23 protein-coding genes are annotated in these 24,199 nt (G+C 70.1%); 17 read left to right on the plus strand and 6 right to left on the minus strand.

Translation table 11 applies throughout. From position 1 onward, the window contains the following. Positions 1 to 6: 6 nt before the first annotated feature. The 10 genes from ACM26Y_RS24475 to sfnG all read left to right on the plus strand — a co-directional run bounded on the left by ACM26Y_RS24475 (position 7) and on the right by sfnG (position 12,047). Positions 7 to 1,377 carry an NtaA/DmoA family FMN-dependent monooxygenase gene (locus tag ACM26Y_RS24475; protein WP_416062200.1) on the plus strand — a complete coding sequence of 457 codons (1,371 nt, stop codon included), beginning with the start codon at positions 7 to 9 and terminating at the stop codon, positions 1,375 to 1,377. After that, positions 1,374 to 2,150, plus strand: a complete 777-nt coding sequence (locus ACM26Y_RS24480; RefSeq protein WP_416062201.1) for a DUF1684 domain-containing protein — start codon at positions 1,374 to 1,376, stop codon at positions 2,148 to 2,150. The genes ACM26Y_RS24475 and ACM26Y_RS24480 overlap by 4 nt, the downstream gene beginning before the upstream one ends. Further along, positions 2,147 to 3,301: an LLM class flavin-dependent oxidoreductase gene (locus ACM26Y_RS24485; RefSeq protein ID WP_065923300.1), complete on the plus strand. Its 1,155-nt coding sequence runs from the start codon at positions 2,147 to 2,149 to the stop codon at positions 3,299 to 3,301. The genes ACM26Y_RS24480 and ACM26Y_RS24485 overlap by 4 nt, the downstream gene beginning before the upstream one ends. Before the next feature lie 242 nt (positions 3,302 to 3,543). Further along, a complete protein-coding gene (locus tag ACM26Y_RS24490) occupies positions 3,544 to 4,122 on the plus strand; it encodes a hypothetical protein (RefSeq protein WP_416062202.1) in 579 nt (192 codons plus the stop codon). Positions 4,123 to 4,284: 162 nt separating this feature from the next. Beyond that, the gene (locus ACM26Y_RS24495) at positions 4,285 to 5,457 is read left to right on the plus strand and encodes an LLM class flavin-dependent oxidoreductase (protein ID WP_416062203.1); all 1,173 of its coding nucleotides are present in this window, start codon (positions 4,285 to 4,287) and stop codon (positions 5,455 to 5,457) included. 1 nt (position 5,458) lies between these two features. Continuing rightward, the gene (locus ACM26Y_RS24500; RefSeq protein ID WP_416062204.1) at positions 5,459 to 6,673 is read left to right on the plus strand and encodes an SfnB family sulfur acquisition oxidoreductase; all 1,215 of its coding nucleotides are present in this window, start codon (positions 5,459 to 5,461) and stop codon (positions 6,671 to 6,673) included. Between the two features lie 122 nt (positions 6,674 to 6,795). Continuing rightward, positions 6,796 to 8,013, plus strand: a complete 1,218-nt coding sequence (locus ACM26Y_RS24505) for an acyl-CoA dehydrogenase family protein (RefSeq protein WP_416062205.1) — start codon at positions 6,796 to 6,798, stop codon at positions 8,011 to 8,013. Further along, positions 8,010 to 9,422, plus strand: a complete 1,413-nt coding sequence (locus ACM26Y_RS24510) for an LLM class flavin-dependent oxidoreductase (protein ID WP_416062206.1) — start codon at positions 8,010 to 8,012, stop codon at positions 9,420 to 9,422. The genes ACM26Y_RS24505 and ACM26Y_RS24510 overlap by 4 nt, the downstream gene beginning before the upstream one ends. Before the next feature lie 29 nt (positions 9,423 to 9,451). Then, positions 9,452 to 10,825, plus strand: coding sequence for a styrene monooxygenase/indole monooxygenase family protein (locus tag ACM26Y_RS24515; RefSeq protein WP_416062207.1), 1,374 nt, complete (start codon positions 9,452 to 9,454; stop codon positions 10,823 to 10,825). A 100-nt stretch (positions 10,826 to 10,925) separates the two neighbouring features. Continuing rightward, positions 10,926 to 12,047, plus strand: coding sequence for a dimethylsulfone monooxygenase SfnG (gene sfnG / locus ACM26Y_RS24520; protein ID WP_416062208.1), 1,122 nt, complete (start codon positions 10,926 to 10,928; stop codon positions 12,045 to 12,047). 10 nt (positions 12,048 to 12,057) lie between these two features. Here sfnG and ACM26Y_RS24525 read toward each other — a convergent pair whose 3' ends face one another. The 6 genes from ACM26Y_RS24525 to ACM26Y_RS24550 form a co-directional block, all read right to left on the minus strand. After that, positions 12,058 to 12,549 (minus strand): NADPH-dependent FMN reductase, encoded by a 492-nt coding sequence (locus ACM26Y_RS24525; protein ID WP_416062209.1) that lies wholly within the window; start codon positions 12,547 to 12,549, stop codon positions 12,058 to 12,060. 222 nt (positions 12,550 to 12,771) lie between these two features. Next, positions 12,772 to 13,284: a winged helix-turn-helix domain-containing protein gene (locus ACM26Y_RS24530; protein WP_040272936.1), complete on the minus strand. Its 513-nt coding sequence runs from the start codon at positions 13,282 to 13,284 to the stop codon at positions 12,772 to 12,774. 101 nt (positions 13,285 to 13,385) lie between these two features. Next, positions 13,386 to 13,949 (minus strand): flavin reductase family protein, encoded by a 564-nt coding sequence (locus ACM26Y_RS24535; RefSeq protein WP_416062210.1) that lies wholly within the window; start codon positions 13,947 to 13,949, stop codon positions 13,386 to 13,388. 64 nt (positions 13,950 to 14,013) lie between these two features. Next, complete coding sequence (locus tag ACM26Y_RS24540) at positions 14,014 to 14,085, minus strand: putative leader peptide (protein ID WP_416063747.1); 72 nt, start codon at positions 14,083 to 14,085, stop codon at positions 14,014 to 14,016. A 95-nt stretch (positions 14,086 to 14,180) separates the two neighbouring features. Beyond that, positions 14,181 to 15,008, minus strand: a complete 828-nt coding sequence (locus tag ACM26Y_RS24545) for an NADPH-dependent oxidoreductase (protein WP_416063748.1) — start codon at positions 15,006 to 15,008, stop codon at positions 14,181 to 14,183. Between the two features lie 94 nt (positions 15,009 to 15,102). Then, positions 15,103 to 16,221: an LLM class flavin-dependent oxidoreductase gene (locus ACM26Y_RS24550; protein ID WP_416062211.1), complete on the minus strand. Its 1,119-nt coding sequence runs from the start codon at positions 16,219 to 16,221 to the stop codon at positions 15,103 to 15,105. Between the two features lie 492 nt (positions 16,222 to 16,713). On the opposite strand from ACM26Y_RS24550, the gene ACM26Y_RS24555 reads away from it, so the two are divergent. From ACM26Y_RS24555 to ACM26Y_RS24585, 7 genes are all read left to right on the plus strand, one after another. After that, positions 16,714 to 17,778, plus strand: coding sequence for an isopenicillin N synthase family dioxygenase (locus tag ACM26Y_RS24555; protein ID WP_416062212.1), 1,065 nt, complete (start codon positions 16,714 to 16,716; stop codon positions 17,776 to 17,778). Next, a complete protein-coding gene (locus tag ACM26Y_RS24560; RefSeq protein WP_416062213.1) occupies positions 17,775 to 18,614 on the plus strand; it encodes a MetQ/NlpA family ABC transporter substrate-binding protein in 840 nt (279 codons plus the stop codon). Before ACM26Y_RS24555 ends, ACM26Y_RS24560 begins: the two co-directional genes overlap by 4 nt. Next, positions 18,611 to 19,621 (plus strand): methionine ABC transporter ATP-binding protein, encoded by a 1,011-nt coding sequence (locus tag ACM26Y_RS24565; RefSeq protein ID WP_010596240.1) that lies wholly within the window; start codon positions 18,611 to 18,613, stop codon positions 19,619 to 19,621. Before ACM26Y_RS24560 ends, ACM26Y_RS24565 begins: the two co-directional genes overlap by 4 nt. Beyond that, complete coding sequence (locus ACM26Y_RS24570; RefSeq protein ID WP_416062214.1) at positions 19,618 to 20,286, plus strand: methionine ABC transporter permease; 669 nt, start codon at positions 19,618 to 19,620, stop codon at positions 20,284 to 20,286. Before ACM26Y_RS24565 ends, ACM26Y_RS24570 begins: the two co-directional genes overlap by 4 nt. Positions 20,287 to 20,405: 119 nt before the next feature. Beyond that, positions 20,406 to 21,449, plus strand: a complete 1,044-nt coding sequence (locus tag ACM26Y_RS24575) for a YeiH family protein (protein ID WP_416062215.1) — start codon at positions 20,406 to 20,408, stop codon at positions 21,447 to 21,449. Between the two features lie 169 nt (positions 21,450 to 21,618). After that, positions 21,619 to 23,580 carry a gamma-glutamyltransferase gene (gene ggt, locus ACM26Y_RS24580; RefSeq protein ID WP_416062216.1) on the plus strand — a complete coding sequence of 654 codons (1,962 nt, stop codon included), beginning with the start codon at positions 21,619 to 21,621 and terminating at the stop codon, positions 23,578 to 23,580. A gap of 133 nt (positions 23,581 to 23,713) precedes the next feature. Then, a complete protein-coding gene (locus ACM26Y_RS24585) occupies positions 23,714 to 24,142 on the plus strand; it encodes a CBS domain-containing protein (protein ID WP_416063749.1) in 429 nt (142 codons plus the stop codon). Positions 24,143 to 24,199: the final 57 nt, after the last annotated feature.

Genomic DNA, 24,199 nt, shown 5'->3' on the forward strand with positions numbered 1-24,199 from the left:
AGCACCATGCCGCAGAACACCGTTCGAAAACAAGTCCACCTGGCCGCGCACTTCCCGGGCGTCAACAACACGACCGTGTGGGCGGATCCCGAATCGAAGAGCCAGATCGACTTCGAGTCCTTCCTGCACCTGGCCCGGACCGCAGAACGCGGACTGTTCGACTTCTTCTTCCTGGCCGAGGGACTGCGGCTGCGCGAACACCGCGGCCGCATCCACGATCTCGACGTCGTCGGTCGGCCCGACACCCTCACAGTTCTCGAGGCCCTCGCCGGTGCGACGACCCACCTCGGGCTCGCGGGCACGATCAACACCACCTTCAACGAGCCGTACGAACTGGCCAAGCAGTTCGCCACCCTCGACCATCTGTCCGACGGCCGCGCCGCGTGGAACCTCGTCACCTCCTCCGACGCCTTCACCGGCGAGAACTTCCGGCGTGGCGGCTATCTCGACCACTCGCAGCGCTACGTCCGCGCCCACGAGATCGTCGACGTCACCCGGCGGCTGTGGGACGGCTGGCGACCCGGAGCACCGGTCGTCGACCGCGAAAACGGCATCTTCGCGGCGGATTCCGACATCGCTCCGTTCGACATCCACACCACGCAGTTCGACATCTCCGGGCGGTTCGAGGTGCCACGCAGCCCGCAGGGACACCCGGTGCTCCTGCAGGCCGGCGACTCGGACGAGGGCCGCGAATTCGGCGCCGCCAAGGCCGACGCCATCTTCACCGGCCACGGCACCCTCGAGGAGGGCCACGCCTTCTACGCCGACGTCAAGGGTCGCCTCGCGAAGTACGGGCGCAGCCACGCCGACCTGAAGGTCCTGCCGGCTGCGACGTTCGTCCTCGGCGACTCCGCGGAGGATGCGGCCGAGCGGGCCCGCCACATCCGGCTGCAGCAGGTGAGCCCGCAGACCGCGATCGCGTTCCTCGAGCAGGTGTGGGGCCGCGACCTGTCCGGGTACGACCCCGAGGGGCCGCTGCCGGACGTCGAACCGGAGGACAACCTGAACATCACGCGCGGCCGCGTCCGCCACGCCAAGGATCCGCGCGCCGTCGCGCTGGCCTGGCGGGAGAAAGCCGAGGCCGAGCAGCTCAGCATCCGCGAACTGATCATCGAGGTCACCGCGCGGCAGCAGTTCGTCGGCACGCCCGAACACGTCGCCGCCGAGATCGACCGCTATGTGCAGACCGACGCGAGCGACGGCTTCATCCTGGTTCCGCACCTCACCCCCGGCGGCCTCGACGAATTCGTCGACAAGGTCGTGCCGCTGCTGCAGGAACGCGGCAGTTTCCGCACCGAGTACGAGGGCACCACCCTGCGCAGTCACCTCGACCTGCGCCACCCGCACGAGATCGACGAAGGAGTCCAGGCATCGTGACCACCACACTCGACCGAGAGACGTTCACCGAGGACTGGCGGAGCTGGCACGCAGCCCGTGAGGAGGCGCTGCGCAGCCCGGACGGCTGGCTCAGCCTGACCGGGCTGTACTGGCTGGACACCGAGCCCACGATCCTCGACGAGGTGCCCGGAACGTGGCGGGTGGACGGCGAGCGCGTGCTCCTCGAATCCGACGGCGGAACCGAGGTGCACGAGCCGATCGAGGGCGCACCCGGTGTCCGGGTCGCGGCCGGCGACGGCTACGCCGAGATCATCCGCCGCACCGGCCGGTTCGCCGTCCGCATCCACGACCCGAAATCGCCGGCTCTGGCGGCCTTCACCGGAATCCCTGCGTACGAGCCCGCGCCGGAGTGGGTGCTGCAGGGCCGTTTCGAGCCCTTCGATCAGGTGCGGACCGTCACCACCGGCGCCGTCGTCGACGGCCTCGAGCACCACCACAGCGCGGCCGGACTGATCCGCTTCAGCCACGACGGCTCCGAGCACCGCCTCGTCGCGTTCGGTGACGGCTCGGGTCCACTGCGCGTGCTGTTCACCGACGGGACCAGCGGCGTGACGACCTACCCGGCCGCGCGGATCCTCGAGGTCGCCGCGCCGACCGCCGACGGCTCGGTCACGCTCGACTTCACCCGGGCTGCCAACCTGCCGTGCGCGTTCACCGACGCGGCGACGTGCCCTATCGCCCCGGCGGAGAACCGGCTGCCGTTCGCCGTCGAGGCCGGCGAACGCACTCCGCGCGACGAGGAGGCCCGGTGACGACCGCATCGAATCCGGTGCCGCTCTCGGTCCTCGACCTCTCCCCCGTCAGCGAGGGATCCACCACGGCGCAGGCGTTGCACAACACCGTCGACCTGGCCCGGAGGACGGAAGGGTGGGGGTACCGCCGGTATTGGGTGGCCGAGCACCACTTCGTCGCCGTCGCGTCGTCGTCGCCGGCCGTGCTGATCGGCGCAATCGCCGCCGCCACCAGCACCATCCGCGTCGGTGCCGCCGCGGTTCAGCTCGGTCACAACACCGCGGCCGGTGTGGTCGAGGCGTTCGGCACGCTGGACGCGCTGTATCCGGGCAGGATCGACCTGGGACTCGGCCGGTCGGGACAACGCCGGGCGGAGGCGCTTGCGGCCGCCCGGTCCGGGGCGGCCGAAGAGGAATCGCACCGCGCCACCGAGGTGCGCGACGGCCTGGTCATTCCGCCGCCGTACCAGCCCGGGCCGTTGCTGTCCTCTCCGCGCCTGGCCGCCGGGTTCGCCGCGTTGCAGCAACCGGGGGCGCAGGCCCCGGACTTCGACGGGCAGGTGGACGACATCCTCGCTCTGCTGGACGGGACCTATCGCACCGAGGACGGGATCGAGCTGCACGCCAGCCCCGGCGAGGGCGCGGACGTCGAGCTGTGGGTCTTCGGGACCAGTGCGGGGCCGTCGGCGTCGCTGGCCGGACGGCTGGGTCTGCCGTTCGGTGCGAACTACCACGTCAGTCCCGGCACCACCGTCGAGGCGGTCGAGGCGTACCGCGCGGCGTTCCGCCCGTCCCGCTTCCTCGACCGGCCGTACGTGGTGGTGTCCGCCGACGCGGTCGTCGCCGACGACGACGCCACCGCGCGTGACCTGGCGGCCACGTACGGGCACTGGACGCACAGCATCCGGTCCGGCCACGGGGCCGTCCCGTACCCGGACCCGGCCACGTCGGCACCGCTGAGCGACGAGGAGCGCAGCCTCGTCGACGACCGGCTGATCACCCAGTTCGTCGGCGCTCCCGCCACCGTGGCGGAGCGGCTCGAGTCGCTGCAGCGCGTCACCGGGGCGGACGAGCTCGTGGTCACGTCGGTGACGCACCGGCACGAGGACCGGTTGCGTTCGTACGAATTGCTGGCGCGCGAGTGGGGGCTCGCCGCGCTCCGCGCGGCCTGACCCCGGTGGTGAGCCCACCCGCACAGCGGGTTCACCACCGAATCGAGCATTCCCGACCGATTGTGTAGGATATCGCCCATGGCACCCGAGACCGCAGCGACCGTCGTCGCCCGCTGGTGCCGTCGTCACGTCGATCTGGGCCGGACCTCCTCGGGCATCTGTACGGGCTGACCGCTCACAGCCCCTTCCGCCACGTCGCGCCGGAGTACCACCGGAGCGGCGCATTATCCAGGAGAAAATCCTTGTCGCACAACACTATCCGGACCACTGATCGCCCCCTGCGTATCGCCGTCGAGCTTGCCGGACCCGAGGGACCGCACTACTGGGCCGATCTGACCACCGGACGCGCCGACGAACCGGCGCTCGACCTGAGCGCCTCGCCGTCGAACGTGGTCCGGATCCGCGCCGCCGACCTGAGGGAGAGCGCGAAGCTCCGCGAGCGGGCACGCTCCGAAGCCCGCGCCGACGGTCGCGATCCCGACGGCATCAGCGTCCTGGTCGATCTCGAGGTGCTCGTCGCCGAGGAGGCCCGCAGCGCCCGCAGGCAGTATGCGCTGCTCGACAGCCGTCGTCGCGCAGACACCGTGTCCTACATCGGCACCCCGCACGGTCTCGCCGGATTGATCGCCGACATCCACACCACCCGCGTGGCCGACGGCGTGACGCTGCTCCCTCTCGGTGCCGAGTTCACGATCGAGCACATCGTCGACGGTACCCTGCCGTGGCTCGAATCACGTGGCCTGGCAACGCCGTCGCCCGCTGTGGTGGAGGTCCTGCGCCGCTTCAGGACCGGGGACCGCCGTCTCATCCGAGCGTCCTGACCGTCGTTCGAGATGCGGGGCGAGAGTTTCTTCTCTCGCCCCGCCTTTCGTCGTCCGGTCCGCGTGTCCCGCTCGGCAGGCGGCGTCCGGCGAGCACCGGAATTCGAATCGGACCGATTTCAACCGTGGCCCGCGCTCCGTCCCGCCCTTAACCTCGCAACAATGTCCCTCGCATTCCATTGGTTTCTTCCCACCTACGGCGACAGCCGCCTGATCATCGGCGGCGGCCACGGAACGCCCGCCGGGGCGGCCCGCGGTGATCGGCGCGCCACCGTCGGGTACCTGGCGTCGATCGCCCGCGCCGCCGAGGAGTTCGGATTCGTCGGCGCACTCACCCCTACCGGCGCATGGTGCGAGGACGCCTTCCTCACCACGGCAATGGTGGCGCGCGAATCCGAGCGACTCGCCTTCCTCGTGGCGTTCCGCCCGGGACTGATCAGCCCCACCCTCGCCGCGCAGATGGCGGCGACGTTCTCACTGCACGCCCCGGGGCGAATCCTGCTCAATGTGGTAGTGGGCGGCGAGGCCCACGAGCAGCGCGCGTACGGCGACCACCTCGGCAAGGACGAGCGGTACGCCCGAGCGGACGAGTTCCTCTCGATCGTCCGACGGCTGTGGGCCGGCGAGACCGTCACCCACTCCGGCACGCACCTGAACGTCTCGGAAGCCGCGCTGGCCACGCTCCCGAGCCCTGTCCCCCCGCTCTACTTCGGTGGATCGTCCGCCGCCGCGGGCCCGGTGGCCACCGAGCACGCCGACGTCTACCTCACCTGGGGTGAGCCGCCGGCGGCCGTCGCCGAAAAGATCGCATGGATCCGCGAACTCGCCTCCCGGCGCGGGCGCACCATCCGGTTCGGAATCCGCCTGCACGTCATCACCCGGGACACCGCCGCCGATGCATGGGCGCAGGCCGACCGGCTGATCGCGGCACTCGGCCCCGAAACGGTGACCGCGGCACAGGCGGGTCTCGCACGCAGCGAGTCCGAAGGACAACGCCGCATGCTCGCCCTGCACGAGAACAACCGGCGCAGCGGAAATTGGCGCGACGCCCGTAACCTGGAGGTGGCGCCGAACCTGTGGACCGGGGTGGGTCTCGTGCGCGGCGGGGCCGGGACGGCGCTGGTGGGCAGCCATACCGAAGTCGCCGACCGGATCGCCGAATACGCCGCGCTGGGCATCGACGAGTTCGTCCTCTCGGGATACCCGCACCTCGAGGAGTTGTACTGGTTCGGCGAGGGGGTGCTACCGGTCCTGCGGGAACGCGGCTTGTTCACCGGCGGCGCCGGCGGCGCCGTGTCCGGAAGCGTTCCCTTCCTTCCCGCCGGGGTCCGCTGAGATGGGCACTGCCGACGTCGCATCCGGGATCGTCGACGGCGACCACGCGCTCGAGACGGCCACGGTGCTGGGCCGGCGATTCGCCGAGGACGCCACGCTCCGCGACGCAAACCGCGAACTGCCGCGCACCCAGATCCGCGAGTTCGCCGGGTCGGGCCTCGGCGCGGTGACGGTGCCCCGCGCGTACGGCGGGATCGACGTGCCCACCGAGACCCTCGTGGAGATCTTCCGGCTCCTCGCCGAGGCGGATCCGAGTATCGCGCAGATCCCGCAGTCCCACTTCACCTTCCTCGAATTGCTCCGGTCGCAGGGAACCCCGGATCGGCAGGAGTTCTTCTACGGTGAGGTGCGGTCCGGAGCCCTCTTCGCGAATGCGCAGAGCGAACGGGGCCCCCATCCCGTCGACGTGGACACCACGGTGCTCGTCCCGTCCGGTGCGGATTTCACCCTCTCGGGCCGCAAGTTCTACAGCACGGGCGCCCTGTTCGCGGACTGGATCGCCGTGCGCGCCAGTGTGGTCGGCGACGGCAGCACCCCGGCCCGCGGCACTCCGAAGGCCGTGGCGTTCGTGCCCCGCGACGCCGCCGGGCTCACCGTCGTCGACGACTGGGACGGCATGGGGCAGCGCACCACCGCCAGTGGCACCGTCACCCTCGACGGCGTGACGGTGCCCGCCTCGTCGATCGTCCCGTACTCGGGGCTGTTCGACGGCCCCACCACCTACGGAGCTCAGGCACAGATCCTGCACGCCGCGATCGACGTGGGGATCGCGACCGGCGCCCTGCGCGAGGCGGTCGTGCAGGCCGGCCGCGCCCGTCCCCACTTCGAGGCGGGAGTCGACCGCGCGGTGGACGATCCGTTACTGGCTCAGCTCGCCGGCGAGGTGACGGTCACGGTGCGGGCGGCCCAGGCCCTGCTGACCGTCGCGGCCCGCTCGGTGGACTCCGCGCGCGCCGACCTCGACGCCGACACCGCCGCGGCGGCATCGATCGACGTCGCCACCGCGAAGGTCGCCGCGACCCGCGCCGCGCTGGAAGCCGCGAACGCGGTGTTCGAACTGGGCGGCACCCGAAGCGCATCCGGGGCGGCCAACCTGTCCCGCTACTGGCGCGACGCACGCACCCACACCCTGCACGACGCGACGCGCTGGAAGCTGCAGCACATCGGCCGTTGGACGCTGGACGGGACATCTCCACCGCGGCACGGCGTGATCTGAGGCGGCCGCACGCCCGTTCCCCGACGCCAGTATTGAACTCTGGCCGATCGCAACCGGTGCCATCGCGGGCCCGATTGTCCATCGTTGTGTCGACATCGACGCCACACCGAGGAGCATGACAGGTGAGCAGTTCAACGATCCAGACGCCGGCCGTGACCGACGACGAACTCCGGGAGCGCTTCCGGCCGATCTTCGACCGGATCGCCGAGGGAGCCGTCCAGCGCGAGCACGAGCGCCGGCTGCCGTTCCACGAGGTGCAGTGGCTGCGGGAGGCCCGTTTCGGCGCCCTGCGGGTACCGGTCGAGTTCGGCGGCTTCGGTGCCACGGTCCGTCAGCTGTTCGACCTGCTGATCGACCTCGCTGCCGCCGAGTCGAACCTGCCACAGGCGCTGCGCGTGCACTGGAGCTTCGTCGAGGACGAGCGGCTCGCGGGTGACGAACGCGCCCGGCACTGGCTCGCGGCCACTGCGGACGGCACGCTCGTCGGCAACGCCATCACCGAACCGGGGGTCGGTGCCGCCGACCGCTACCGCACGACCCTCACCCGCAAGGGCGGCGACTGGGTCCTCGACGGAACCAAGTACTACAGCACCGGAAGCCTCTACGCCGACCACATCCTCGTCGCCGCGGACCGCGACGGCGAGCGGGTCTCGGTACTGGTGGACGCGCGGCAGGCGGGGGTCGAGCAGACCGACGACTGGGACGGTTTCGGCCAGCGGCTCACCGCGAGCGGTACCACCACCTTCACGGGAGTCGTTGTGCCGGAGGACCGCATCCTCGGGCCCGGCTACGGCGCCCCGGGCCGCACCTACGCGACCGCCTACCTGCAGCTGGTGCAGCTCGCGGTGCTCGCCGGCATCGCCCGGCGCGCCGAGGCCGACGCCGTCGACTGGGTTCGGGCGCGCACCCGCACGTTCACCCACGCCGTGGCCGACCTGCCACGGCACGACCCGCTGGTCCAGCAGGTGATCGGGAAGCTGTCGGCCGCGGCCTTCGGTGCCCGCGCCGCCGTGCTCGCCGTCGCCGACGACCTCGACGTCCTTCTCGACGCGGGCGCCGACGACCCCGAACTGCTCGACCGCGCCGAGGCTTCCGCCGCCCGCGCCCAGTCGGTGGTGATCGGGCTCGTCCTCGACGCGACGGCGCAGCTGTTCGAGGTCGGCGGCGCATCCATCACCTCGTCGGAGGCGGCGCTGGACCGGCACTGGCGCAACGCACGGACCGTCGCGGCGCACAACCCGCTGATCTACAAGCAGCAGGCCGTCGGCGCCCATGTGCTCAACGGAGATCCGCTCCCCTACGCGTGGAGCGCGGGCCGTCGCCCCGGAGTCATCGCGTGACCCGGCACATCCGCTTCAACGCGTTCGACATGAACTGCGTGGCCCACCAGTCCCCCGGACTGTGGCGCCACCCCGCGGACCGGTCGCACCGCTACACCGACCTCGGGTACTGGACCGAACTTGCCCGGCTCCTCGAACGCGGCCTGTTCGACGGCCTGTTCATCGCCGACGTGCTCGGCACGTACGACGTCTACGGCGGCACCGACGAGGCGGCGCTGCGGCAGGGGGCGCAGGTCCCGGTGGCCGATCCGCTCCTGCTCGTCTCCGCGATGGCCGCGGCGACCGAGCATCTCGGCTTCGGCATCACCACCGGAACAGGATTCGAGCATCCCTACCCGTTCGCGCGGCGGCTCTCGACCCTCGACCACCTCACCCGTGGCCGCATCGGATGGAACGTCGTCACCGGATACCTGCCGTCCGCGGCCCGCAACTTCGGCGAGGCCGACCAGCTCGATCACGACACCCGCTACGACCACGCCGACGAGTACCTCGAGGTGCTCTACAAGCTGTGGGAGGGCTCCTGGGAGGACGACGCCGTCGTCCGCGACGCCGAGCGCGGCATCTACATCGACCCGGAGAAGGTGCACCACATCGGGCATCGCGGTCCGCATTTCACGGTGCCCGGCATTCACCTGTCCGAACCGTCACCGCAGCGGTCCCCGGTGATCTATCAGGCCGGGGCGTCGCCGCGCGGCGTGCGCTTCGCGGCGGAGAACGCGGAGGCGATCTTCGTCGGGCCACCGTCCAAGCGGGTCCTGCGCGACACCGTGGCCCGCATCCGGGCCGCGCTCGTCGACGCCGGCCGCGATCCGTACTCCGCGCGGATCTACGCCCTCGCCACGATCGTCACGGACGCCACCGACGAGGCGGCCGCGGCCAAACACGAGGAGTACAAGCGGTACGCCAGCCTCGAAGGCGCGCTGGTGTTCACCTCCGGCTGGATGGGTATCGACCTGTCCCGCTACGACCTCGACGAGCCGATCGGCAACGTCGAGAGCAACGCCATCCGCTCCGCGGTCGCGGCCTTCCAGGAGGCCGACGACGACGGCCGCGAATGGCGCGTCCGCGACATCGCCGAGTGGGCGAGCATCGGCGGACTGGGCCCCCGCTTCGTCGGATCCGGCGAGTCCGTCGCCACCCAATTGCAGGAGTGGGTGGCCGAAACCGGCGTCGACGGGTTCAACCTCGCCTATGCCGTCACGCCCGGCTCGTTCGAGGACGTGATCACCCACGTCGTCCCCGTCCTCCAGGAGCGCGGCGCCTACCCGACGACCTACACCGAGGGAACGCTGCGCCACAAGCTCTTCGGCAAGGGCGACCGTCTCCCCGACGAGCATCGGGGCGCCCGCTACCGGCTCGGCGCGTCCCTCTCGACCGTGACCGACCGCTACCGCGCCTACGTCGGCTGACCCATCACCGCCCATCACGAGGAGATTCCATGACCACCACTCGACGTTCCGTCGCCGTCGTCGGCGCCGGACTGGCCGGGACCACGGCCGCGCTCGGCTTCCTCGATGCCGGATTCGACGTCACCGTCTTCAGCGACCGGGATCGCGAGTCGCTGCGCAACGACGTGCCGGCGACCGGAACGGCCGTCTACTTCGGCAAGTCCCGTGAGTCCGACGCCCGGATCATCGAGGATCTGTACGCCGACGGACCCCATTCGACCGGCATGAGCACGCGCCTGTACTCGGGCGACGGCGACACCCGCACCGAGGTCCTCGAGTTCGACCCGGATTTCCGGTACGTCGCGCAGGGCGTCGACGTCCGGCTGCGGGCGGACGACCGGCTGGGCCGTTTCCTCGACCGGGGTGGCCGGTTCGAGGTGCGCGCGGTGACGCCGGAGAATCTCGATGCGATCGCCGCCGAGCACGACCTGACGCTCGTCGCGACCGGCAAGGGCGGCCTGTCGTCGCTGTTCCCCGTCGACGCCGAGCGCACCGTCTACCGCGAGCCCCAGCGCAACCTGCTGCTGGTGACGCTCCGGGGACTCGGGCACGGTCCGGACACGTGGGGTTACCGCTCCGAGGCGGGGGGCGCCCACAACCTGTTCAACCTGCACACCGAGTACGGCGAGGCATGGCTCGGCCCGTACCTGCACAAGGACGCGGGTCCGACGTGGAGCTTCCTCGGCTTCGCCAAGCCGGGCAGCCCGTGGGTCGAGCGGTTCGAGGCGGTCACCGACGTCCACAGCGCCCGTCGCACCGTCGTCGAGCTGTACCGCGACTACTTCCCGCAGGACGCCCCCGAGGTGGAGAAGCTCGAGGTCATCGAGGCCGATCCGCACTCCTGGCTGCGCGGGTCCGTCACCCCGACGGTGCGGCGGGCGGTGGGCCGCACGGCCGGGGGCCACGTCGTCGCCGCGATCGGCGACACCGCCATCGCGTTCGACCCCATCGCCGGCCAGGGCGCACAGAACACCGTGGTGCAGGTGGCGGCGCTGATCGAGGCGGCACGCGGCCACGAGGGCGAGTTCACCGCCGACTGGCTCACGGATCAGTTCGAAAAGCACTGGGACAACCGCGGTCACGCCGCCGCGGAGGTGACCCGGTTGTTCCTCGGCGATCCGAAGTACGCCGTGCACGCGGAGTTGCTCTTTCCCGCGGCAACCGTGAGTGAGCCGGTGGCCGCCGCGCTGTTCGGGTTCCTGTCCGAACCCGGCACGCTGCTCGGCATCGACACCCGCGACGACGTGCTGGCATTCATCGCCGCGCATGCCGGCGAGCCGGCCGAGGACGTGCTGGCGCGGTTCCAGCCGAGCGGCGGCTTCAGCGCGTCGCCGCTCGCGGGCGCCGCGGTCCAGCCCGCCTGACGACGACCCGGTCCCGACCGTCGCGACCGCTCGCGACGGTTGGGATCGGGTTGATTCCAACGATTGGGTGCGGCAGGTGCGGACGCTTGAATTGGTGCCCATGTCGACCGAACACATCACCCCCGAGATCAAATTCGCCTACTGGGTGCCCAACGTCAGCGGCGGCCTGGTCACCTCGAACATCGAACAGCGGACCAGCTGGGACTACGACTACAACGTCCGGCTCGCCCGCACCGCCGAGAACAACGGCTTCGAGTACGCCCTCAGCCAGGTGCGGTACGAGGCCAGCTACGGTGCGGAGTTCCAGCACGAGTCCACCAGCTTCTCCCTCGCTCTCCTGCTGGCCACCGAGCGCCTGAAGGTGATCGCCGCCGTCCATCCCGGACTGTGGCAGCCGGCGGTGCTCGCCAAACTGGGTGCCACCGCCGACCAGCTCTCCGGCGGCCGGTTCGCTGTCAACGTCGTCAGCGGCTGGTTCAAGGACGAGTTCACCCACCTCGGCGAGCCGTGGCTCGAGCACGACGAACGCTACCGCCGCAGTGCCGAGTTCCTGCAGGCGCTGCGCAAGATCTGGACCGAGGACGATGTCGACTTCCGCGGCGACTTCTACCGCATCCACGACTTCACCCTCGAGCCCAAGCCGGCCAACACGCCCGAGCGACCCAATCCCGAACTGTTCCAGGGCGGTAACTCCACCGCCGCGATCGCCAACGGTGGGCGCTTCGCGGACTGGTACTTCAGCAACGGCAAGGACTACGACGGCATCAGCGAGCAGATCGCCGACCTGCGCGCCGTCGCCCGCGAGCACCAGCGCGAGGTCAAGGTCGGCCTCAACGGGTTCATCATCGCCCGCGACACCGAGAAAGAAGCGCGCGACACTCTCCGCGAGATCATCGAGAAGGCGAACCGCCCGGCGGTCGAGGGCTTCCGCGGCGCCGTGCAGCAGGCCGGTGCGTCCACCGGGGACAAGAAGGGCATGTGGGCCGACTCGACATTCGAGGACCTGGTCCAGTACAACGACGGCTTCCGCACCCAGCTTATCGGCACGCCCGAGCAGATCGCCCACCGCATCGTCGAATACCGCCGGCGCGGAGTCGATCTCATCCTTTCCGGCTTCCTCCACTTCCAGGAGGAGATCGAGTACTTCGGCGAGAAGGTGCTGCCGCTCGTGCGCGAACTCGAGGCCGCCGATCAGGACGACCTCGAGCCCGTGGTCGTCTGACCCGGCCCGCTCACCGCCACGCGGATCGCAGGACAGGCGCCCAGCGCTGGGCGTAGTCCGCGATCCGCGTGTCGGTCGTGTACGTGGAGTCGAGCAGGTACAGACCCGGCGCCGGGGTCGTGGCGCCGAGTTCGACGAGCACCGGCTTGAGCACCAGGTCCGGGGCCAGGGCGTGGGCCGGGCCGGCGCCGAGCATGAGCGGCACGGCGGTGACGTCGCGCAGGCCGTCGCTGGTGGCGAACTGGTCGAGGAACAGCTTGAGGATGCCCGTGTAGGCGGCCTTGAAGGTAGGGCTGGCGAAGACCACGAGGTCCGAGTCGGCGACGGTCTCCACCGCCGCCGTGACGGCATCGTCACCCCAACCGAGCAGACCGGGCCCGAGGGTGATCACGTCGACGGCGTGGTCAGGTGCGGAGCCGGTGAGCTCCGTGGCCAGGAGGGTGGCGGCGTCGAGGGTGCGGGAGCCGGGCTTGGGGTTGCCGGCGACGACGGTGGTCTTCACGCAGGTGCCTTTCCAGGTACATTCAGGGTATCCCGGTGCGGTGCGCTGCCGGGAGGTTCTGGTCGGACCGCGCTCACCATGTGCACAGCTCTATCACCGCGCGGGTGGTGGCGACGTCCGGCCACCGGACCTCGGTGAACAGCCGCCGCAGTAGACCTAGCGTCTCCGATTCGGGGGCGGCCGCCGAAGGGCGACCTGTGGGGAGGTCGTCGTGCCCGGGCGTCATGCGCACCGCCTCGTCAGCAGTTCCGTGATGTGAACGGCCGGGTGCGGGTCGAAGCGGTATCCGCTGCCGCGGACCGTGGAGATGATGCTGCCGAACTGCTGCAATTTGGTCCTGATCCGGGAGACGTGGACATCGACGTTCCGGCCGCGACTGTCCACCTCCCGCACCCCGGTGCCGAGGTCGCGCAGGACGGCCCGGGACACCACGGTCCTCGGGTTGCGGACGAGATAGGCGAGGATCTCGAACTCGCTGTGGCTGAGCAGCACTCGCCGGCCGTCGAGCAGGACGTCGCGGGCGGGAAGGTCGATGATCAACGGGATGGGGGTCGGGCTGAGCACCGTATGGGTGCTCACGCCCGGAACCAGATCCTGGGCGGCCTCGCGAAGGGCGTCGGCGAGCGCCGCCAGGTCACGCGAGGAGTGTGTTCCGATGTCGGGCAGTCGCAGGACGAGAACGAGTTCGGCACCGGCGTCGGTGACTACGTCATTGCGAGTGGCGAGGATTTCCATGTGAGGCTCCGGTCGAGGAGGGGATCCGACGAGCTGACGGGCGATGCGGTGTGGCGACAGCTCGGACACTCGTTCCGGAGACTCGGCAGGCGACTCATGATTCACTCCTCCAATGCGACGGGGCGATGGTAGGCGCCCTCGTGGTAGAGCAACGGAATACTCTTGCCCTCCGCCGGATTCGGGTCCTCGTGCGCACGAACCACGACACCGACGACCAGAGTGCTGTCACCGAGCGGAATCAACCGGTCGACGACAACCCGGAGCCAGACCGGCGTGCCGTGTAGAACGGGTTCACCGGATTCGATTCGCGTCCAGAGCGACTCGTCGGAGAACCGCTCCGACGCGCTGCGCGCGAAGCGCTGCGCGAGATGCTGCTGATGGTCGCCCAACAGGTGGATCACCAACGACTCGGCCGAGCGGACGGCGCCGATGCTCGACGACGTGTCGGTGATGTTGAACGAGACCAGCGGCGGATCGAGGGAGAGCGAAGCGAAGGACGTCGCAGTGAACCCGACCGGGCCGGAGCCGGATTCGAGAGTGACGATCGTGACCCCGGCGGGGTGCCGCCGAAGGGCCGAGCGGTATTCGTCGCTACGGACGCCCGGAACGTGCTCCGATGCGGCGGTGGCGGAGTATTCGAGGGCATTCGACATAGACAGGGACATAGCCGTTCCTTGAAGGAGGTACATACCGAGACGGAGGGAGGAATCGGGAAGATACGTACTCAGGTCAGCAGGCACAGAGACACGAGCGGGTGCGGCACAGGTCCACGTGCCTGCGGCTCCACGCTGTTTCGGTCATAGTGCTCGATCCTCACCTGTCTGCAGTCGATCGTGGCCGTCCCCGACGGTCTTCGTCGGGGCACAGCCGAGGCGGTGCCGGGGTTGCCGGCGCCTCTAGTTCGTCGGGAAACCCCTTTCGCGTAACGCGTCTCGAAGTCGGCGGCGCGATCCCAGCGTACCCGGATCCGTCAGTCGTGCCACGATTCGTCCGGTCCAGCTGCCCGGCAGGCCCTGTCGACGGTAGAAGTCCTCGGCGCGGGTGTCGTACCGAGCGATACCCGCGTCCTGCGCCTCGAGTCGGTAACGGTCTCGGTGGCACACCACGTCGAAACCGAGTCGCGGCTCGACCTCGGCCTTCCCCGCCGGATCGGGGAAGCCGACCGAGAGGCCGACGACCGGGAAAACCCGCTGCGGCAGTTCCAGGACGTCGGCGACGCGCTCGGGCTCGTTGCGGATGCCGCCGATATACGCGGTGCCCAGGCCGATCGATTCCGCCGCGACCACGGCATTCTGCGCGGCCAGGGCCGCGTCGACCACGCCGAGCAGGGTGCCCTCGGCGAAGTCCGCATTGACGAGTTCTCGGCCGTGGACCGTAGCGATGCGCTCCGAGCGTGCGAAGTCTGCGAGCCAGACCAGGAAGAGCGGCGCGCGGCGGACCGCATCCTGATCGCCGGCAAGGGTGGCGAGCGCATCGATCCGCTCGCGGTCGGTGACGGCGACGACGGACCACAGCTGCAGATTGCTCGAGCTGGCCGCGGACGACGCGGCGGCGACGACGGCGCGCAGATGGTCCTCGGGGACGGGACGGTCGAGGAACCGGCGCACCGACCGGTGCGCCAGCCGAGTCGCCAGCACCTCGTTCCAGGGGCCGGCCGTGTCGGCAGCACCGAAGCGTCGTTCGAGGGCATCGCGCCGGTCGAGTGCCTCGGAGCGAGCGACCACCCGATCCGCGCCGGCGCCGGGGTTCGCTGTGAGTGGGTGGGACGTGGTCACGGGTGGAGCCCTTCTGGCCGGTTCCCGGCCGGTCGACGGATCGCTATCGGCTGCCCACCGGCGAATCGGTGGTGAACCCTCTGGCGCGCTCGGTGTCGGATTCGCTCCACAGCGTCGTCGGCGGTACCTCGGCGCGCACCAGCGGTACGACCTCCTCGGCGAATCGACGCAGGGTGTCCTTCTGGCGTTCGAAGTCGAGCACGTGGTTGACGGATACGGATTGGAGGACGTGGCCGAAGCACTCGTGGTAGTCGAAGATCTTCTCGGCCACGCGGTCCGGGGAACCGACAAGGGCCGGACCCCGCTCGACCGCCTCCTCGATCGTGCGGAAGCTGGTGGTCTTGCCGACGGCGTCCGGATCGTGTTTCCTCTTGTCGGCCTGGCGTACCACGCCTTCGTAGATCGGCCGGTACTCCTCGATCGCCTTCTCCGTGGTGTCCGCGAGGAACAACCCGCCCGAACCCGAGCCGACGTAGGCCTTCGCCGGGTCGTGACCGTGTGCGGCGAAGCGCTCGCGGTATCGATCGATCAGGACCTTGTAGTTCTCCCGCGGCTGCAGGGCGTTGGCCGTCACGATCGGGTCTCCCCACTTCGCCGCCAGGTCCACGGCGCGCGCCGACGTGGCAGATCCGTGCCAGATGCGGAACGGCCCGTCGAACGGGCGGGGCAGCGTCGTGACATCGGCGAGTGCCGCTCGGTACGAACCCGACCAGTCGACGTGTTCCTCCCGCAGCAACCGGCGCAGCAGTTCGTAGTTCTCGGTGAGGTAGTCGTACTGCTTGCCGATGTCGAGGCCGAACAGGGGGTACTGGAGCACCTCGTTGCCCTTACCGATGACGATCTCGAGGCGGCCCCGGCTCAGCTGATCGATGGTGCACAGATCCTCGGCGACGCGCACGGGATCGAGCACCGACAGTACGGTCACACCCGTGGACAACAGGATCCGCTCGGTGGCCTGTGCGATGGCACCGAGGACGACGGTCGGGCTGGACGAGAGCACGTCGCCGGCATGACGTTCGCCGACCGAGTAACTGTCGATGCCGAGCTGCTCGGCGAGCACCGCCATCTCGACGACGCGGTTCAGGCGGTCCGCGGGAGCGACGACGTCGCCGGTGACCGGATGCGGAGGGTTGAAGATGATGTCCAGTATCTGGAAGCGCACGAACTACAGAGTCTGCCGTCCCGGTGGGCGTCCGCGAAGGGTTGTCCTCGAGGTGATCGGAACCGTTGCGCCCGGCCGGACACGTCGCCGTCTCGGCATCGGCGTCACGGTAGCCGTGCACCGGGGTGCGGACCAGGATTGCGATCGTCGTGATCCGAAATCGGTGCAGGTCGGACCCGCCCGAAAGGGCGTGGGTTGTCCGAGACCCGTCCAATGGATAGCGTGACCGTCCGGCAGCACCGAGGGCGGATTCCCGCCACGAACGGGCCGCGCCCGCGGCCCATCGGAGGAAAGATGGTCGGCACCAGTCACGCGCAGGTCGTGATCGCATGCGTCGTGGGCACGCACGCCCCGGCGTGTTGTTGTCGCTGACAGCCGTCCCACCGGACGCACCCGCGTCTCCCGATACCGACATCTCCTCCGGCCGCCGGTGCCGCGTTGCCCGTTTCCCGGGCACCCGGCGCTCGACGTGGCCCGAAAGGACTCCCCGCGATGCCTCCCTCGACCACCCTGCCCGTCGTCGACCTCACAGGCCTCGACGGCGATGCCGCCACCCGGGCCGCCCTGCTCGACCGGCTGCGCCGGGTCACGCACGAGGTCGGCTTCTTCCACCTGGCCGGCCACGGCATCGACCCGGCCCTCGCCGACCGGCTGATCGCGGCGGCACGCGCGTTCTTCGCCCTGCCCGACCCCGTGAAGCTGGAGATCGAGAACTCCCACTCACCTCATTTCCGCGGCTACACCCGCGTCGGGGGTGAACGAACCCAGGGATATGTGGACTGGCGCGAGCAACTCGACATCGGCCCCGAACGGGCTCCGGTGGCACAGTTCGACCCCCATCGGCCGTGGGAGGTGCTGCACGGTCCGAACCTGTGGCCCAGCCGGGTGCCGCAGCTGCGGCCGCTCGCGCTGCAGTGGATCGAACAGTCCGGCACGGTCGGCCGTAGACTCCTCCGCGCATGGTCCGAATCCCTTTCCGCACCAGCCGATTTCTTCGAGGGTGCGTTCACGGACCCCGATCCGCTGCTGAAGATCGTGCGTTACCCGGGCCACGACCGATCGATCACCGGACAGGGTGTGGGCAGTCACAAGGACGTGGGAGTTCTCACGTTGCTCTATCCGGAACCCGGAAGCACCGGCTTCCAGGTGGAGATCGACGGTACCTGGGTCGACGTCGAACCCCTGCCCGGACACTTCATCGTCAACATCGGCGAGCTCCTCGAACTGGCCACCGGCGGCTACCTGAAGGCGACGACGCACCGGGTCCTTCCGCCGGCTCCCGGCACCGACCGGGTATCCCTACCGTTCTTCCTCAATCCCGCACTGGATCGGGCGTTGCCGCATGTGCGACTGCCTGGCGCACTCGCCGCCGAGGCCCGCGGCGCCGGTGCGGACGAGCACGGTGACGCCTTGCACGCCGTGTACGGGCTCAACGCACTCAAGTCACGACTGCGGGCACACCCCAACGTCACCGAGCGCCATCACGCCGACCTCTCGAATTCCCCCCTCATCGCCGGCCGGCCCGGCGATGTCGACGAAAGCGAACACTCCGAATGACTCTGCGCCGCAACCTGTCCTTGGTCTCCGCCGTCGCCCTCGCCACCGGACTGGCCGCCTGCTCCGCCTCCGGGACCGGCGAGGACACGCTCGTGATCTCCGCCTCCGCGACACCGCACGTCGAAATCCTGGAACACGTGCGGCAATCCGGTGCGCTCGGTGACGTCGTCCTCGACATCAAGCCCGTAACCGGCGAGGTGGACCCGAACGAGTTGCTCGAAGCCGGTGACGTCGACGCCAACTTCTTCCAGCACCACCCGTACCTCGCCGACTGGCAGCAGCAGAAGGGCGTGGACAACCTCGAGTCGGCCGCCGCCGTACACCTCGAACCGCTCGGCCTGTACTCGAACAAGATCGCCGCGGTCGCGGACCTGAAGAACGGCGACACGATCGCGCTGCCGAAGGACACGACCAATTTCGCGCGCGCGCTCTACCTCCTGGAGTCGGCGGGCCTGCTCGAACTCGACAAGCCGCTGTCCGAAGCGGACATCGCGACGGTCACTGCCGCGAACATCGTCTCGAATCCGAAGAACCTGAGGTTCGTCGAACTCGAACGCGCGCAGCTCGCGCGCACCGTCGACGATCCGGCGATCACGGCCTCGGTCGTCAACTCGAACTACGCGCTCGAAGCGGGGCTCAACCCTGCGGACGACAGCATCGTCCGAGAATCCGTCGACAACAACCCGTTCGAGAACATCCTCGTGGTGCGGTCGGAGGATGCGTCCGATCCCGCCGTCACCGCCCTCGCAGACGCCATCGAGTCGCCCGAGGTCGCTGCCTGGATCGCCGAGAACTACGACGGCGCAGTCGTACCCGTCCACGAGGTCGGGGCGTGATCGTCGTCGACGGACTCACCAAGTCGTACCCTGCAACGGGTAGCACCGGCACGATCGACGCACTCCGCGGAATCGACCTGAAGATCGAGGAGGGAGAAGTCTTCGGCATCGTCGGCCCCAGTGGTTCCGGCAAGTCCACGCTGCTGCGATGCCTGAACCTGCTGGAACGCCCCACGAGCGGACGCATCCTCCTGCGCGGCGAGGACCTCTCGCACCTGTCCGAAGGCCGGCTGCGCGCGTCCCGCCGCCGCATCGGCACCGTCTTCCAGCAGTTCAACCTCCTGCACTCCCGCACCGTCCGCGCGAACGTCGAGTTTCCGCTCGAGGTCGCCGGCGTACGGAGGACGGAGCGCCGGGACCGGGCCGAGATGTTGCTCGAGCTCGTCGGGCTCACCGACAAGCGGGACGCCTTCCCTTCGCAGTTGTCCGGCGGGCAGCAGCAGCGCGTCGGCGTCGCCCGCGCACTCGCCGCGGAGCCCGACGTACTGCTGTGCGACGAGGCGACCAGTGCCCTCGACCCGATCACCACGGAGCAGGTGCTCGATCTGATCGCGGCCGTCAACCGGACCCTCGGCGTCACCATCGTCGTCGTCACCCACGAGCTGTCCGTGGTGCGCCGGATCTGCACGTCCGCGGCTCTGCTGGACGGGGGCCGCATCGTCGAATCCGGTCCCGTGGCCGATCTCGTAGCCGACCCCGGGTCCCGCCTCGGTGATGCGCTGCTGCCGGCGGGTGTCGGCGAGCAGAACGGTGACGTGACCGCGCTCGTCACCGCCCGCGGATCCGCCGTCGCCACGCCGTGGCTGTCCCGGCTCTCCCGCGACGTCGGGGTCGACGTCGCGGTCGTCGGCGGCCGGGTCGACCGTGTCGCCGGTACCGATATCGGCAAGCTGCACGTGCGTTTCGACGGTGACGTGGATCGCGACGCGGTGGACCGATTCTTCGCCACCCTGCCCGACGTCACCGTCGCGTGGACGACCGGCGCCGTGGCGAGAGTAGGGGCATGAACAAACTCAGCTGGTACGACGCCCTGCCCGAGGTGTGGGCCGCCACGCTCGACACCCTCTACATGGTGGGCGTCGCCTTCCTCCTCACCGTCGTGGGCGGGGTGCTCGTGGGTGTTCTGCTGCACGTGACCGCGCCGGACGGGCTGCGCCCGATCCGACCGCTGTATCTCGTTTTGGGGGCCGTGGTCAACGTGTTCCGTTCACTGCCGTTCCTGGTCCTGCTGATCGCGCTGATCGGTGTGACCCGTCTGGTGGTCGGGACTGCGATCGGGCCGACCGCCGCGCTCGTCCCCTTGACGATCGGCGCGATCCCGTTCTTTGCCCGCATCGTCGAGAGCGCGCTGCGAGAGGTTCCGCGTGGGCGGGTGGACGCGGCCCGGGCCATGGGGGCCTCGAACCGGCAGATCGTCACCAAAGTACTTCTTTCCGAATCGCTTTCGTCTCTGATCTCGGGTTCCACCCTCACCGCGGTTCTGCTGGTCGGGTACTCCGCGATGGCCGGGGTCGTCGGCGGCGGCGGGCTCGGCGACTTCGCCATCGTCTACGGGTACCAGCGCTTCAACACCCCGGTCCTGATGGTCGCGGTGGTGGTGTTGGTCGTGCTCGTGCAGGCGCTGCAGACCGCGGGAGACGTCGCGGTGCGGGCGCTCGCACACCGGCGATGAATTTCGCTTCGCGGCGGCGCGGCCGTGCCTACTGCAGCATCAGCTCATATCGAATCGATATGAGGTGATGCCGAAACACCGTCTATCCGCGACGCGCGCCACCCGCCAGGGTGGAGACCATGGCCACCTCTCTCCAGGCGCTCTCGGCTCCGGCCGCGGCACGCCTGCGCGCTCCGCTCCCGGGACTCGCCGTCTGTGCCGCGGCGGCAGCGGTGGCCCTCGTCGCCGCCCGCTTCGTCGGGGGCATCAGCCCCCTGCTGATCGCCATCGTCCTCGGCGCACTCCTGGCCAACACGACCTCCCTCCCGGCGGCCACCGGCCCCGGCCTGGCCGTGGCCTCCCGCCGATTGCTCCGGATCGGGGTCGCGCTCCTCGGGCTGCAACTCCTCGTCACCGACGTGCTCGCCCTCGGCTGGGGCGTGCTCGGCCTCGTCGTGGCCGTGGTGGCCGGCGGCATCGCCGGGACGATGGCACTGGGCAGACTCCTCGGGCTCGACTGGACCCAGCGCCTGCTCGTCGCCTGCGGCTTCTCGATCTGCGGCGCCGCCGCCGTCGCCGCGGTGGACGGGGTCGTCGACGCCCGCAAGCAACACGTGGTCACCTCCGTCGCGCTCGTGGTCGTCTTCGGCACCGCCATGATTCCCGGACTTCCGCTCGCGGCCTCCGCGCTGGGACTCGACACCACCCAGGCCGGCATGTGGGCCGGGGCGGCGATCCACGAGGTGGCGCAGGTCGTCGCCGCGGGCGAAGCCGTGGACACCGGAAGAGCCGGGGCGCTGGGCGCCAGTGCGCTCGCGGTGGCCGTGACCGTGAAGCTCGCCCGGGTCGCGATGCTCGCACCCGTGGTCGCCTGGATCGGGGCGGTGTCGCGCCGCCGTAACCGCGAGCAGACCGAAGTGCGGCGACCGCCGCTGGTGCCGCTGTTCCTCCTCGGCTTCCTCGGCTGCGTCGCCCTGCGGGCCACCGGCCTGCTCCCCGGCCCGGTCCTGGACGTCGCCCGGCTCACGCAGACCGCATTGCTCACGGCCGCCATGTTCGCGCTCGGCACCGGCGTACGGCTCGACGTACTGCGGGGCGTGGGCTGGCGCCCCTTCGCCCTCGCCGCCGCATCCACGGTGTGGGTCTCGGCGATCGCCCTCACGGGAATCCTGCTGCTGGGATAGCGGATACGCTCCGCAGCCGCGCGCCGATCGGACACGGACAACGGTCGTGCCGCACGCGGATGACCGGACGGTTCGCCGCTGGACGCGGTGGCCCGGAGCGACGGCCCGGCCGAAACGGATTTCGTCGGAAGCACTTCGGGCACCGGCGGCCGCTGTTACCGTCGGAGGGATGACAGCGCCGGCGAAGGTGGGCTCCCCGATCCGCGTCGCGATCGCCGCGACCCTGTCCGTCGCGTTGCTCGGCGCCTGCACGTCGTCCGGTGACGACCCGGCGGTCACCGCGGAGTGCATCTCGGTTCCCAACGGCACCCCCCTGTCCGCCGCGCCGCCGGCACCGCCCACAGGTGAGCGGGACCTGGCCACCAACCCCGAGGTCGCCACCGGCTACCGGGACGACATGACGGCCGTGACGACCGCGACGTACGCGGTGTCCACTGCCAACCCGGTCTCGACGGAGGCGGCATGCAAGGTGCTGCGCGACGGCGGCACCGTCGCCGACGCACTGGTCGTCGCGCAGACGGTGCTCGGACTCGTCGAGCCCCAATCGTCGGGGATCGGCGGCGGCGCCTTCCTGCTCTACTACGACGCGGAGTCCGGGCAGGTGCAGGCGTACGACGGCCGCGAGACGGCACCGATGTCGGCCACCGAGAACTACCTGCGCTGGATCAGCGACACCGACCGCACCGAACCCCGGCCCGACGCCCGCGCCAGCGGCCGCTCGATCGGGGTGCCCGGGGTGGTGCGCCTGCTCGAGGAGGTGCACCGCGACCACGGGAGCACCGAGTGGGCCCGGTTGTTCGACCCGGCCGTCGCCCTCGCCGAGGACGGGGTGGTGATCAGCGACCGGATGGCCGCGGCGATCGCCGACGCCGCGCCCGACCTCGCCGTCGACGACGAGGCACGGGCGTACTTCCTGAACCCCGACGGCACACCCAAGACCGCGGGCACCGTCCTGGTCAATCCGGCCATGGCGAAGACGCTCGGCACCATCGCGTCCGACGGAGCCGACGCGTTCTACACCGGAGCGCTCGCCCAGGACATCGTCGACGCCACCGACACCGACACGGGGGGCCGCACCCCCGGGACGATGACCGTCGACGACCTCGCCGGCTACGAGGTGAAGACGCGTACCCCCGTGTGCACGCCCTACCGGGAGCACGAGATCTGCGGCATGCCGAACCCGTCCTCGGGAGGGATCGCCGTCGCGGCGACGATGGGCATTCTGGAGAACTTCGATGTGTCCGCGCTGGGACCGACCGAGGTCGACGAGAACGGGGGCGAGCCGACCGCCGACGCCGTGCACCTGATCTCCGAGGCCGAGCGGCTCGCGTACGCGGACCGCGACAAGTACGTGGCGGACTCGGACTTCGTTCCCCTGCCCGGCAATTCGCCGCAGACCCTGCTCGACGACGACTACCTGCGCGCCCGGGCGGATCTCATCGACCCGGGCCGGAGCATGGGCACGGCACAGCCCGGCGACTTCGGACCGGTGCCCCTGGGCGTTCCGGCACAGGATCGCGAACACGGCACCAGTCACATCTCCATCGCGGACGAATACGGCAACGTGGCCTCGATGACCACGACGATCGAATCGGCGTTCGGCTCGTTCCACATGGTCGACGGTTTCCTGCTGAACAACCAGCTGACGGATTTCGCCGCCGAACCCGTGGACGAGGCCGGGGTCCCGGTGGCCAACCGCGTCGAACCGGGCAAGCGGCCGCGCAGTTCGATGGCACCGACCCTCGTGTTCGACCGCAACCCCGACGGCACCCGCGGCGACGTGCGCATCGTCGTCGGCTCGCCGGGTGGTTCCGTCATCATCCAGTTCGTGGTCAAGACCCTCGTGGGCATGCTCGACTGGGGTCTGGATCCCCAGCAGGCGGTCTCGGCGGTCGCCTTCGGCGCGGCCAACACGCCCGTCACCGGGGTCGGCGGCGAGCATCCGGCGATCGACGGCAGCGACGACGGGGCCCGCGATCCCCTCGTCGCCGAGCTGCGCGCACGAGGTCATCAGGTTGCGGTGCTCCCCCAGTCCAGCGGCCTGAGCGCGCTGCGCCGGGACGAGTCCGGGTGGATCGGCGGCGCGGACCCGCGTCGCGAGGGCGCCGTGATGGGCGACGCCACCGGATAACGATCCGGGGCCCGACTCCGAGCACGAGTCACGACTGGATAACCACCCCGAATTTCGCCGACCTGCGGGAATAAGATCGACAACCATCGATCGCCGTCACGGCGGGTGGGAACGGATGGATCGGGGTGCCCGGATGCGGATCGCGGACGTGCTGCGGAACAAGGGCCCGGTGGTGGCCACGATAGAGCCGGACCGCTCCGTCGAGGAGATGATCGGTACGCTCGCCCGCCACAACGTCGGCGCCCTCGTGGTGGTGGAGGGCGACGCCGTGATCGGCATCGTCTCCGAGCGCGACGTCGTGCGCCGGCTCCACCAGCACGGCCCCGCCCTGCTCGCCGCCCGCGTCCGGGACATCATGAGCACGACGGTGTCCACCTGCCTGCCCACCGACACGGTGGACAGCCTCGCCGAGACCATGACCGAACGCCGGATCCGGCACCTGCCCGTCGTGGTGGACGGCCGCATGGTGGGCATCGTCAGCATCGGCGACGTCGTGAAGAGCCGGATCGACGAACTGCAGTGCGAACGCGACCAGCTCGAGTCGTACATCGAGCACGGCTGAACCCGGGCACGACAATTTCAGGGGGATTCTCCGGGTGATCCCGGATTCGCTCCAGCG

This window comes from Rhodococcus indonesiensis (assembly GCF_047782815.1).
GTDB classification, from domain to species: Bacteria; Actinomycetota; Actinomycetes; order Mycobacteriales; family Mycobacteriaceae; genus Rhodococcus; species Rhodococcus indonesiensis.